Genomic DNA, 12,290 nt, shown 5'->3' on the forward strand with positions numbered 1-12,290 from the left:
GGTGCGTGAGAGGATTGCATTTACGAGATGCCTTGCTGCTCTTGCGGTTGTGGACCCTAGACAAGCCCATCATCGCAGGTCACAAGGCATCTCTTCGTTCCAGGGCCAGCTCCGTTCGAACATCAGCCGGTGGATTCGGGCTGAGAAGGCGGTGATTCTGCTCCGATGCTAAACTGGCGCTAAAGATCGCGCAGCCATCGAGCGCTCCGTTCCTCGAATCCGGCGGTAGAAATCGGCGAATCTGAACCCGGACTCAATCCCTCCCCCATTTTCAGCGCTCCGCGCGATACGCCGCAGGAGACGGGAGGTCAAGTCGATGACGGCCGAGGCAAAGAGCACAGCGGACTTCGAACTGCCGGAACTGTACGGGCAGAACAAGGCAACGCTGGGACGGCTGATCCTCCACGGAGGTCTCGGTCACGCCGAGGAAGGAGCCGACGGACGGCTGCATGCCCGCGTCCGCATCGTGCCCGATGAGCTGATCTGGGAGCCCTCGATCGTCGTCATGCCCCATGGGGGCGACCTCGACATCGAGCTCGTCAACGACGACCTGAACACGCACTGTGCGCTCCTGCCGAGCAACGGCGACAGCAAATGGATGTGGCTTCCGGTCTATTCGCGGGGAACGGCCACCCTCAACCTCGACGGTCCGGGCTACTACTGGTTCGGTTCCAACGTGGGCAATGACGAGGGCCGCGGCCTGGTGGGAGTGATCGCCGTACTCGGGGACGTCCCGCAAGAGGCCCGCCTCGACCGTCCGGATCAGCCACGGCCGTAGAAAGGGAGAGTGGGAGGATCCCATGGAGTACATCCAGGCACCTCCGGCCGTCAATTTCTCGGAACTGAGCCCCATGGTCGGAAGCGCGCCCCCAGTGGCCCAGGACGTCACCTACGAGCGCATTCTCCAAGCACGCACGGAACCGCAGAACTGGCTTACCTACTACGGGGCTTATGACGGGCAGCGGTACAGTCCGCTCGACCAGATCAACGCGGAAAGCGTCAAGCGCCTCACTCCCGCCTGGGTCTACCAGTTCGGCTCTGCGGGCTTTCACGCGGGCCAGTCGACCTACGCCTTCGAGGCCGCTCCGATCATCGTGGACGGGGTCATGTATGTGTCGGGCTGGGACGGCTGGGTCTGGGCCCTCGATGCGCGGACCGGGCGGCAGTTGTGGCAGTACAAGCACGCGATCCCCTTCGATGTGTCCCTCTGCTGCGGCAACGTCAACCGTGGGGTCGCGGTCGCGCAGGGCAAGGTCTTCGTCGCCACTTTGAACGCCCATGTGGTCGCGCTGGACGCGGTCACCGGCGAATGCGTCTGGGATGCGACGAACGGTGACGTGCGGGCGGGTGAGAGTGCCACGGTCGCTCCCCTCGTCGTGAAGGACAAGGTCATCGTGGGCAGTTCCGGCGGGGAATTCGGCGTGCGCGGCCACCTCGACGCCTTCCGTCTCGAAACGGGAGAGCGCGCCTGGCGTACGTACACCGTGCCCAGGCCCGGTGAGCCGGGTTCGGACACCTGGCCGGACGGCCCGGCCTGGGCACGCGGCGGTGGCAACACCTGGGTCACGGGCACTTACGATCCGGAGCTGAATCTCCTGTACTGGGGGACCGGCAACCCGGCGCCCGACTTCGACGGAGAGGTCCGTGCGGGCGACAACCTCCACACCGACAGCATCATCGCCGTGGATGCCGACAACGGTGACATCCGCTGGCACTACCAGTGCACCCCGCACGACGTGTGGGACTACGACAGCAACATGGAGAGCATCCTCTACGACCTGGACGGGCAGAAGCTGCTCGCGCACTTCGACAAGAACGGGTACCTCTTCACGCTGAACCGTACGAACGGCGCTCGGGCTCGGGTGACGCCCTTCGGTGAGCGCATCACCTGGGGCGAGATCGACGTCGAGGGCAACGTGACGCCCAGGATCTCGCCCGAGAAGGAGGGCGAGCCGGTCCACTTCTGGCCCGGTCCGGCCGGGGCCAAGGAATGGACGCACGCGGCCTACAGCCCGCGGACGCGGCTGTTCTACGTACCGGTGCAGGATGTCGGTGCGGAGGTGACGCTGCGGCACAGGGAGTTCAAGGAGAGCATTCCCTACTGGGGGGCGAGCGTGACCGTGGACGCCCAGGACATGCAGGGGTTTGTGAAAGCCGTCTCCGCCGCCACGGGCGAGGAGGTGTGGCGGTGGCGCAACGAGACGCCGATGAGCGCGTCCGTGCTGGCCACGGGCGGGGACCTGGTGTTCGCCGGTGAGCCGTCGGGTGAGTTCGACGCGTTCGACGCGCACACCGGGGAGCCGCTGTGGCAGTTCCAGACGGGAAGCGGCCACCACAGCAACCCGACGACCTACAGCGTTGACGGACGGCAGTACATAGCCGTGCCGGTCGGGTGGGGGAGCTGGATCGAAGGGATCGTCCCCGGGATGCTGGGAGCCTCCCACGGGGACGCCGTGTTCGCCTTCGCTCTGCCGGAATAGCCCGGAAGAGCAGGGCCGCGAACAGCGCGAACAGCGAGTCGCGACTTACCGGCCTCGGAACCAGAGGGAGGAGGTGACCGTCATGCAGCGGGACGAGTGGGAGACCCCGTCTTTCGAGGAGATCAGGGTATCGGCCGAGGTGACGGCATACATGGACACCCTGGAGCCCCACGAGGAGTAGAGGACGGCGGATCGACGTGTGGGTTCGCGTACTGGGATCGGCAGCCGGGGGCGGGTACCCGCAGTGGAACTGCGACTGTCCCCCCTGCCGTGCGGTGCGGGACGGATCCCGGCCCTGCCTTGCGCGCACCCAGTCCTCCATCGCCGTGAGCCCGGACGACCGGCAATGGTTCCTGTTCAACGCCTCCCCCGACCTTCATGCCCAGATCGAGTCCTTCCCCGCCCTGCACCCGTCCAGTGGTACCGACAGGCACAGGGAGGTTCCCCTGCGGGCCGTGATCCTCACCGACGCCGAGCTCGATCACACGCTAGGTCTGCTGCTGCTCCGGGAGGCGGGCGGCATCGAACTCCACGCCACCGAGGCGGTGCACGACACCCTGTACGACGGGACGTCGCTGCTGCGGACGCTCTACGCATACTGCCCGGTCATCTGGCACCCCGTCGTCACGGACAGGGACGTACCACTGGGCAGTGGGTTGTCCTACCGGGCCTTCGACGTCCCCACGACGAAGCGGGCGCGTTTCGGCGCCGGTAAAGGAAACGGGCAAGGGAACGGGCAAGGGAACGGGCAAGGGCGCGTCGTCGGTTACCGCCTGACCGACGAGCGCAGCGGCCGGGCACTGGTCTACCTGCCCTGCGTGCAGGAGCTCACGCCAGCGGTACGCGGCCGGCTCGACGACTGCGCCTGTCTGCTCGTCGACGGAACCTGCTGGGACGACGACGAGCTGATCCGGCTCGGTCTGGCGGGCAGGACGGCGCGCGAGATGGGGCACCTGCCCATCGACGGCCCCGGTGGGAGCCTTGCGCAGCTGTCCCCGCTTCCCATCGAACGCAAGATCTACCTCCACCTCAACAACACGAACCCGGTCCTGCTCGACGACTCCCCCCAGCGGCGCACCGCCGAGCTCCACGGCATGGAGGTCGCCGTGGACGGGCTGAACCTGCGGATCTGAGGGGGTGCCATGGAGGCGGCGACGCAAATCCAGAGCACGGCAGCCGACGGCTTCGAGGCGGCGCTGCGCGCGCAGGGCCGGCGGTACCACGACCGGCATCCCTTCCACCAGAGGATGAACGCGGGAGCACTGAGCCGCGAGCAGCTGAGGGGCTGGACGGCCAACCGCTTCTACTACCAGCAGAACCTGCCCCGCAAGGACGCCGCCGTCCTCGCCAACTGCCATCATCGCGAGGTACGCCGCCGCTGGGTCCAGCGGATCGTCGATCAGGACGGTACGGCGGACGGCGACGGCGGCATCGAGGCCTGGCTGAGCCTGGGCAAGGCGGTGGGGCTGACCCGTCGGGAGATGGAGGACGAGCGGCATGTCCTGCCCGGGGTGCGGTTCGCTGTCGATGCCTACGACACCTTCGCCCGCACACGGCCGTGGACCGAGGCGGTGGCCTCCTCGCTGACCGAGCTGTTCGCGCCGGAGCTGATGGCCGAGCGCATCGCCGCCTTCGAGCGTCACTACCCCTGGATCGACCGTCAGGGGCTCGCCTATTTCCGGACCCGGCTGACCCAGGCTCCGCGCGACTGCGAGCACGCCCTGCGGGTGGTGAAGGAGTACTGCCGTAGTCCTCAGGAACGGGAGGGCGCCCTGGCGGCGCTCTCCTTCAAGTGCGATGTGCTGTGGAGCATGCTGGACGCCATCGAGTGGGCCTATGCGGACCGTTAGCGACACGGATCGCCCCCGCCTGGCGCCGCACGCACGGATGGCGTTCGACCCGGCGCGGGAGCGGCACGTGCTGCTGGCGCCGGAGGCGGTCGCCGTCCTGGGCGGCTCCGGCAGTGCCGTGCTGGGCCTGTGCGATGGAGAGCGGACGGTCGCCGAGATCGTGGCGGAGCTGCACCGGCGATACGACCACGTGTCCGACGACGAGGTGCGGCTCTTCCTGGCCCGCCTCGCCGCCAAGCGATACGTGGAGGTGAGCGATGGAAGCGACGAGTAGGCCGCCCGACGGGCCGTTCGGTCTGCTGGCCGAGCTCACCTACGAGTGCCCGCTGCACTGCCCGTACTGCTCCAACCCGCTGGCCCTCGCGGACTACCGGGAGGAGCTGACCACGGCACAGTGGCGACGGGTGCTGGCCGAGGCCGCCGAGCTGGGCGTCCTGCAGCTGCACCTGTCCGGTGGTGAGCCGCTCCGGCGCCGCGACCTCGTCGAGATCGTGCACCGCGCCGCCGAGCGGGGCCTGTACACCAACCTGATCACGAGCGCGCTCGGCCTCTCGCCCCGCCGAGCCGAGCAGCTGCGCGCCGCGGGCCTCGACCACGTGCAGATCAGCGTCCAGGCCGACGATCCGGCCCTCTCCGACCGCCTCGCCGGTACACCGTCCTTCGAGCGCAAGACGGCGGCGGCCCGGCTGGTGAAGGAGCTGGGCTGGCCCCTCACGCTGAACGTGGTCCTCCACCGGCACAACATCGACCGGATCGACCGCGTTCTCGCTCTGGCCGAGAAGCTGGCCGCCGACCGCGTCGAGCTGGCCAACACGCAGTACTACGGCTGGGCCTGGCGCAACCGGCGCGAGCTGCTGCCGAGCACGGATCAGCTCCGGCGCGCGGAGGCGGTGGTGCGTGCGGCACGCGAGCGGCTGAAGGGGCGGATGGAGATCATCTACGTCCTCCCCGACTACCACGGCCGGTACCCGAAACCCTGCATGGGCGGCTGGGGCCGACGCCAGCTCACCGTGGTGCCCAACGGCGATGTGCTCCCCTGTCCCGCCGCACACGCCCTCCCTCTGCCGCGCGCCAGCGTGCACGAACACTCCCTGGCCTGGATCTGGGAGCGGTCCCCCCTCTTCACGCGCTTTCGCGGAACCGCCTGGATGCCGGAGCCCTGCCGAAGCTGCGACCGCCGCGAGCTGGACTTCGGCGGATGCCGCTGCCAGGCGTTCCAGCTCACCGGCGATGCCGCCCGCACCGATCCGGTCTGCCACCTCTCCCCCGATCACGGGATCGTGGTCGAAGCGGTGCGGGCTGCTGAGGAAGCAGTGCGGGCCGACGAGGGGGCCGTGCGGGCCGACGACGATGCGGTGCTCCCGCGCGGAGGGGTGCTCACCCCTCGACCGCACCCGAGCCGCCCGGCGTGAGAAGAACAACCGGGCAACCGAGGAAACGGCTGAGAGGGAGGCTCCGCTGTGACGTCGATCCTGATGTTCGTCTCCGGGGCGGCACTGTTGATATACAGCGCGGAAAAGCTGATCGGCTACCTCATCCGGGCCGCGAGCGCTCTCGGTGTCTCCCTGTTTCTGATCGCCGTGGTGTTCACGGGCATCGAGTTCGACGACGTCTTCCTGGGCGTCGCGCTGGGCGTCGAGGATCTCGGCGGGGTCGCACTGGGCACCGTGTTCGGGACCGCGCTCTCGATGACGGGAGTGGTGCTCGCCCTCGCCGCCGTCCTCACACCCACCCGCATCAGCGTTCCGCGCGCCTACGTCGCACTTCTCGCCGCCGCGCCCTTCGTGTTGATCACGTTCGTCCTGGCGGCACCGCTCACCGATGTCGACGGCGTGGTGCTCCTGGGGCTGTTCGTGCTCTGCATCGCCTATATCGCCGTACGGGAGTCGAGGGAGAACACACCCGTCTTCCGTGACGCGGAGATGTACGAGGCCTACTCCGCCGTCCGCGAGACAAGGGGTGGCACCCGGCTCTTCCGGGAGGCCGGCACTCGCGCGGAGACGGACGCGGACCACCGGGCGCACGCTCTCTCCGACAGCGTGCTCGTCGCCGAGGCATGCCCCCGTTCCGGCTGGAGCGGGCTCGGGCTGGCGTTGCTCGCACTCGCCGGTCTCGTCATCGGCGCCACGGTCACGGGTATCGGGACCGAGCGCATCCTGCAGACCTACGGACTTGAGGGCACTGTCTTCGGGGCGACCATCGCAACCGCCGTGCTGACCATGGAGGACATCTTCGTGACCGTGGAGTCCGTCCGCAGAGGGGCACCGGAGATCGGCATCGGAAACGTCATCGGGAGCGTCGTCTTCTCAGCCACGGGGAAACCGGGCATCATCCTCCTGGCCGGCGGCGGTCTCGTGGTCGGCCCGAACGTCCTTGCCTGGCACCTGCCCGCGTTCATCGCGGTGACCGGGCTCGCAGCGTGCCTCATCTGCACGGGGCGACTGAAGCGATGGCACGGCCTCACTCTGCTCGGCCTCTACGTCGTCTACTGGGCCGTCAGTTTCATCGCGTTCGGGACCGTCCCGGTCGACGCGTCATGAACCGGGCTTCACGGCAGGGTCTGCTCGGTCCAGATGACCTTGCCGCAGTTGGTGTACCGGGTGCCCCAGCGGGCCGCGAGCTGGGCGATCATGAACAGGCCACGGCCGTCCTCGTCGGTGGTGGCCGCCTGACGCATACGGGGCGAGGTGCTGCTGCCGTCGGACACCTCGCAGATCAGGGAACGGTCGCGCAGCAGGCGCACCTGGACCGGCCCGCTCGCGTGCCGGATCGCGTTGGCGACCAGCTCGGAGACGATCAGTTCGGTGGCGAACTCCAGCTCTTCCAGGCCCCAGCGCCCCAGTTGCTCCGTCACCGCGGCGCGTGTCCTGCACAGGCTTGCAGGGTCGTCGCGGGGCAGGTCCCAGACGGTGACCCGATCGGCGTCCAGTGAGCGGAAGCGGGCCACGAGAAGGGCGACGTCGTCGCTGGGGTGGGCGGGCAGCAGGGCGTCCAGCACCGCGTCGCAGGTTTCCTCCGGCGGGCGGGCTGGCTGCGCGAGGGCCTCCTGCAGCAGCTTGAGTCCGACGTCGATGTCGCGGTTGCGGTCCTCGATGAGCCCGTCGCTGTAGAGGACGAGTTCGCTGCCCTCGGAGATCTCCAGTTCCATCGTCTCGAAGGGCAGCAGCCCCAGGCCCAGCGGTAGTCCGGCGGGAACCTCGGGGAACTCCACGGTGCCGTCCGGGTGGACCAGCGCGGGGAGCGGGTGGCCGGCGCGGGCCAGGACGCAGTGCCTGGATACCGGATCGTAGACCGCGTACAGACAGGTGGCTCCCACGACCCCGCTGCCGACACTCCGGCCCGTTCCCGCAAGGTCCTGGACCGCGTCCAGGCGGTCGACCAGGGCGTCGAGGCGAGAGAGGAGTTCATCGGCGGGCAGGTCGAGGGAGGAGAAGTTGTGAACGGCTGTCTGCAGGCGCCCCATCGTGGCCGCCGCATGCACGCCGTGGCCGACGACGTCCCCGACAACCAGCGCCACCCGGGCGCCGGACAGGGGAATAACGTCGTACCAGTCACCACCGACCCCCGCCCTCGAGGGCAGATAGCGGTGCGCGACCTCGACCGCGCTCTGCGAGCGCAGCCCCTGAGGGAGGAGGCTGCGCTGCAGCCCCAGGGCCAGGGTGTGCTCCCGGGCGTAGCGGCGGGCGTTGTCGATGCAGAGGGCGGCACGGGCCACCAGCTCTTCGGCGAGGGACAGGTCGTCGTCCTCGAACGGGTCGGGGCTCTGAGAGCGGAGGAAGCTGACGACCCCGAGCAGCACGCCGCGGGCCTGCATAGGCACCGTGATGAGCGAGTGGATCCCGGAACCGACGATCTTCGCGCACCGTACCGGGTCCTGGGCGAACCACCCCGGAGCCTCGGCCAGCACCGGTTCGAGCACCGACTCCTGGTGCGCCAGACTGCGGGCCTGCGGGGCGGAGGGAACGAAGCGGACCAGCTCCCCCACCTCGTACAGGTGGGATTCCTCACGAACCCCGCTCATCGCCACCCGGCGCAGCTCGTCGTGGGCCGGCACCGGTTCCTCGCCTCGCAACACGGGATCCATCAGGTCTACGGCGGCGAAGTCGGCCAGCTGCGGAACCGCCACCTCGGCCAGCTCTTCGGCGGTCCGGCGCACATCGAGGGTGGTGCCGATGCGGGTGCCGGCATCGAAGAGCAGCGCCAGTCGCCGCCGCGCCGCAACAGCGAGCCGTCCCACTCCCGGCTCGCCCAGGAGAAGCAGCCACTCGTCGGTGCCACTCCCCGGGGCTGACCGATCCGAGGCGGCCGGGGTTGGGGGCGGCTTGGGGTTCGGGACGAAGCCTTCGCCTGCCGGGGCGGGGGCCTCGCTGCTCGTGGGCAAGGCCCGGGGCGGCCCCGACCTCCGCGGAGCCCTTCGGCCGGTCGCGACCGCCAGTGAGTCCGGGGCGGAGGGGCCTGCGTCGGCGGTGCCGGAGGCGGTGCGGGCAATACGCCCCCGCAGCCCGCTGCCGGAGAGCCTGGCCTCGACCGCGATACCCATCTGGCCGGAGGGGCCGGTAACCGGCCGGCACCGGAGCGTCGCCACCTGGCCGCAGGAGAGCATCACCTCGGTGGTGACCCGGTGAGAGGAGGAGATCAGTTCCGCGGCTTTCTCCCGCAACCGCGCATGATCGCTGCGATCGAGAACCTCGCCGATCGTCGGGGGGACGCCGAGCGTCACCGGTCCCGAGACCGGCGGGCCGACCGGCAACCGACCGTGGTGGCGCGTCCGCAGGAACGCCCTGACAAGCTCCCGCTCCCTCTCCGTGGCCTGTTCGGCCAGGCGCTTCTCTATCTCCGCGGCGGCCCTGGACACGGTGGTCAGCATGGCGGGATCGGCTTCGGTCCGCCAGCACGTGAAGTCCAGGACGCCTTCGATGTGCCCGCTCAGAGGGTTACGGACAGGGGCTCCGGCGCAGGCGAAAGGCTCCATCCCCTGGGCGAAGTGCTCGCGGCCGAGGATGTAGCAGGGGCGGCGGTCCGCCAGCGCGGTGCCGATGCCGTTGGTTCCGGCTATCGGCTCTGCGAAGGTGAATCCCACGGCGAGCTGGACCGCGTCGAGGTCCTTGTTGAGTTTCGGGTCACCGGCCCGGCGCTGGAGCACTCTGCCGCGCTCGTCGCTGAGGATCACGCTCACGTTCGTTTCGGAGACCGCGGACTCCAGCTGCTCGAGCACGGGGCCGGCCGCGCGGAGAAGTCGCCCCTCCGGGTCCACACCCTCCTGGTAGGGAATCTCAAGCCGGTCGGGCTCCAGTCCGAAGAACTTGCAGCGCCGCCAGGAGGCGAGAATCCCGCTCCTGACCCCCGGCTCGACCGGGCCACCGGCCAGGAAGCTCTCGTAGGCGCTGCTTAGACCGCTCAGGTCAACCTCCGATACCGGCACCCGAACCACACTCCTCACCGGATCGTGGCGCCACGCTCACCATGTGGATTCGACTGGTTTGACAATCAAAATTCCCACTCGATTATGGTTTTTCATATGCTACATCCGTATTTACGGCATTCCCAGTGGGTCAAGCAGCGCCACCGGGGCGGCGGTAGGTAACGGCGGCGAGCCGCCTGCCCGAGACGGTGTAGCACTCCGCCGGAGCCGTGATCCCGAATTCTTCGACGAGACGGTTCATGAAGTTGAACAGCGCGCACACCTCACCGCGTCGTGCAACGCCCGCTCGTCCCACCCGACGGCGAACACCGCCTCGCGTCCTCGGCGGTGACCCGGCTCGGGCTCTGCGTGAGCGTGCGGACGTAACTCAGCAACGGTTTGAGCCGATCATCGACGGGCGCGGACGGGAGATCCGTCAGCAGCGCTGTGAGCGTGGCCTCGTCGAGGCCAAACGAGCGACGGCGAGCGGCGACGGGCCGCGCGTCAGCGCCTGATGGCCGTCGAGCAGGGGCCGGGCTGTGGCCGGATAGGCCTTGGAACACCTGCAACAGGGCCGCGTCCGCCGGCAGCGACGGTACGTTCCCTCCCCATACGAGCCCCATACAAGGCGTTACAAGACGCGTGCTAAGCGTGGTACAGACAGACGTCTTCCCCCGTCAGCTCCGCTCCGCGCCAGCGCCTGACCGGCCTCGGGTCGGCGATCACCGGGCCGTGCTTCCGCACCGGCCGACGGCGCGGAAGTTCATGCTCCCCGCTCGTCCCCCTCATGCCCAGCGGATACGGCGGGGCTCTCGGCGACCACACGGCGCAGCGGCCTCGGTGTCCGGCATGGCGGCCAGCGCGCTGCGCATCTCTTCCTCGCTGACCTGCAGGGCACGCAGCGGTGAGAAGGTGACACCGGTGGCGCGGCTGACGGCGCCGGTGAAGCGCGTGCTGGATGTCGGTGGTGTCCACGACGGATTCCGTCCCTTCACCAGCGGTTCTCCGATGCCGTCCGACCGGTAGGGGTCTGCCCCCCGGGGTGAGGGTCAAGTCCGCGCAGCACAGTGGGGTCGCCGACGAAGCACTTGTCGTCGTCGGCCAGGTCCGCCTGGTGCGCGGCCTCGAACTCCTCGATCCGGCGCACTGTCTCCTGCTGGGCGGCGATGCTCCCCCAGAGGGGGTACCCCCAGCTCGAGGCGCTCCCGCGACTGGCGCAGCAGCTCGGTCAGGCCAGCTGCGGGCCCTCGCCAACCCGGCGGGCACCAGTCAGCTCGCGGATCTACGCCACGGTCAGGCCCATACCGCGCAGCTCACCGATTCACCGCACGCACCACAGCGCGTCAGTGGTGTACAGCCGGTAGTTGGCCGAGCTGCGGCCAAGGGTGTAGATCAGCCCGAGGTCGGTGTACTCGCGCAACGTCTGGACCGGCACGCCGGTGCGGCGAGACAGCTCGCCCACCGTCATCGACCGGGAAACCTCCGTACGCATGGCCATCCCCGCTCCCCCTTTCCTCAGCCGGCGCAGCAGGACAGTTTGGCGACGTCGGCGGTGTAGGTCTGGGCGGCGAGCTTGAGTGCCTCGGCCATGGTCAGGTACGGCGCCCAGGTGTGGGCGAGCTGGTCGACCGTGAGCCCGGCAGTCAGGGCGTAGGTGGCGGCGGTGATCACTTCGAACGGGGGCCAGCCGCTCCAGGGCCTCGATCACGGTGACCTGGGTGCCCAGACGGGCGAAGAGCTGGGCCTGTTCCAGACCGACGGCGTTGCCGCCGACGACGAGCAGCGACTCGGGCAGGGTGCCGAGTTCCATGGCGGTGGTGGAGGTCAGGTAGCCGGCCTCCTCCAAGCCGTCGATGGGCGGCGCCCAGGGGGCGGAGCCGGTGGCGATGAGGTATTGGGCGGCCTCGATCCGCCGACCGCCGCCACCGCTCAGCGCCACATCCAAGGCAGGCCCGTCGCTGTTCCCGGTGAAGGCGGCGGTGCCGTTGACGGTCTCGAAGCCGTAGCCATCCGCCAAGTCCAGGTACTTCTCCTCGCACAACTGCTCGACCAGGGCGTCCTTGCCACCGATCAGCTCCGGAAAGCCCACTGACAGGCGGACCGGCTCCAGGCCGGGGAACCGTCCGGCGGCTGCGGCGGTGTGCCGGGCGTCTGCGGCGGCAAGCAGTGCCTTGGAGGGCACCCAGCCGGTGTTCACGCAAGTGCCGCCGGTGGCGCCAGGGCGTCCGGCGCCATCGGCACGGCCCTCACCTGAATCGGCGCCGTGGTTGTGGTGATCGTCTGTTGTGCGGGCCCTGCCCCTGCACTGATCGCCGCGGGCGCCCTCGGCGTACTGGGTGCCCGGCTGTCCGACCCGTGGGTGATCGCCGCCGCCGTCGGGGTGACGGCCGCCGCGGCCGGCGTCGCTGTGCGCCGTCGGCGGACCGGCCGCGCCGCCTGCTGCCCGCCCACCAATCAGGCACCGCGTACCGACGACCGGGCGCGCCCACGTCACCCGGTCGGCGAGGAAGGCCAGGGCGGATGACGTCCGTGCGCCGCCGCGACCTCCCGCGCGCCGAC

13 protein-coding genes are annotated in these 12,290 nt (G+C 69.4%); 9 read left to right on the top strand and 4 right to left on the bottom strand.

From position 1 onward, the window contains the following. The first annotated feature begins 316 nt into the window (after nt 1–316). From AQJ91_RS19890 to AQJ91_RS19925, 8 genes are all read left to right on the top strand, one after another. Nucleotides 317–778, top strand: coding sequence for an MSMEG_3727 family PQQ-associated protein (locus AQJ91_RS19890; RefSeq protein ID WP_067023267.1), 462 nt, complete (start codon nt 317–319; stop codon nt 776–778). A gap of 22 nt (nt 779–800) precedes the next feature. Beyond that, nucleotides 801–2,480 (top strand): PQQ-dependent dehydrogenase, methanol/ethanol family, encoded by a 1,680-nt coding sequence (locus AQJ91_RS19895; RefSeq protein ID WP_067023270.1) that lies wholly within the window; start codon nt 801–803, stop codon nt 2,478–2,480. An 82-nt stretch (nt 2,481–2,562) separates the two neighbouring features. Beyond that, nucleotides 2,563–2,661 carry a pyrroloquinoline quinone precursor peptide PqqA gene (gene pqqA, locus AQJ91_RS19900; protein WP_067023273.1) on the top strand — a complete coding sequence of 33 codons (99 nt, stop codon included), beginning with the start codon at nt 2,563–2,565 and terminating at the stop codon, nt 2,659–2,661. A gap of 16 nt (nt 2,662–2,677) precedes the next feature. Then, entirely contained in the window at nt 2,678–3,613 is a 936-nt protein-coding gene (gene pqqB, locus AQJ91_RS19905) for a pyrroloquinoline quinone biosynthesis protein PqqB (RefSeq protein ID WP_067023276.1), read from the top strand. Between the two features lie 9 nt (nt 3,614–3,622). Further along, on the top strand, nt 3,623–4,330 hold the full coding sequence (pqqC, locus tag AQJ91_RS19910) for a pyrroloquinoline-quinone synthase PqqC (RefSeq protein ID WP_067023279.1): 708 nt from the start codon (nt 3,623–3,625) through the stop codon (nt 4,328–4,330). Then, a complete protein-coding gene (gene pqqD, locus AQJ91_RS19915) occupies nt 4,317–4,604 on the top strand; it encodes a pyrroloquinoline quinone biosynthesis peptide chaperone PqqD (RefSeq protein WP_079085062.1) in 288 nt (95 codons plus the stop codon). The genes pqqC and pqqD overlap by 14 nt, the downstream gene beginning before the upstream one ends. Then, entirely contained in the window at nt 4,588–5,742 is a 1,155-nt protein-coding gene (gene pqqE / locus AQJ91_RS19920; RefSeq protein WP_067023286.1) for a pyrroloquinoline quinone biosynthesis protein PqqE, read from the top strand. The genes pqqD and pqqE overlap by 17 nt, the downstream gene beginning before the upstream one ends. Nucleotides 5,743–5,790: 48 nt before the next feature. Further along, nucleotides 5,791–6,870, top strand: a complete 1,080-nt coding sequence (locus AQJ91_RS19925) for a sodium:calcium antiporter (protein WP_067023289.1) — start codon at nt 5,791–5,793, stop codon at nt 6,868–6,870. Nucleotides 6,871–6,878: 8 nt separating this feature from the next. Here the strand turns inward: AQJ91_RS19925 and AQJ91_RS19930 are convergent, their stop codons facing one another. From AQJ91_RS19930 to AQJ91_RS19940, 4 genes are all read right to left on the bottom strand, one after another. Beyond that, a complete protein-coding gene (locus AQJ91_RS19930) occupies nt 6,879–9,752 on the bottom strand; it encodes a SpoIIE family protein phosphatase (protein WP_234382610.1) in 2,874 nt (957 codons plus the stop codon). Between the two features lie 764 nt (nt 9,753–10,516). Next, nucleotides 10,517–10,726 (bottom strand): hypothetical protein, encoded by a 210-nt coding sequence (locus tag AQJ91_RS19935; protein ID WP_067023295.1) that lies wholly within the window; start codon nt 10,724–10,726, stop codon nt 10,517–10,519. Continuing rightward, a complete protein-coding gene (locus AQJ91_RS55725) occupies nt 10,723–10,878 on the bottom strand; it encodes a hypothetical protein (protein ID WP_234382612.1) in 156 nt (51 codons plus the stop codon). The genes AQJ91_RS19935 and AQJ91_RS55725 overlap by 4 nt, the downstream gene beginning before the upstream one ends. A 174-nt stretch (nt 10,879–11,052) precedes the next feature. Next, nucleotides 11,053–11,913: an FAD-dependent oxidoreductase gene (locus AQJ91_RS19940; protein ID WP_234382630.1), complete on the bottom strand. Its 861-nt coding sequence runs from the start codon at nt 11,911–11,913 to the stop codon at nt 11,053–11,055. 81 nt (nt 11,914–11,994) lie between these two features. Here AQJ91_RS19940 and AQJ91_RS19945 point away from each other — a divergent pair, with 81 nt between their 5' ends. Continuing rightward, nucleotides 11,995–12,255 (top strand): hypothetical protein, encoded by a 261-nt coding sequence (locus tag AQJ91_RS19945; RefSeq protein ID WP_234382633.1) that lies wholly within the window; start codon nt 11,995–11,997, stop codon nt 12,253–12,255. The last annotated feature ends 35 nt before the right edge of the window (nt 12,256–12,290 follow it).

This window comes from Streptomyces dysideae, assembly GCF_001514305.1.
In the GTDB taxonomy this organism is placed as follows: Bacteria; Actinomycetota; Actinomycetes; order Streptomycetales; family Streptomycetaceae; genus Streptomyces; species Streptomyces dysideae.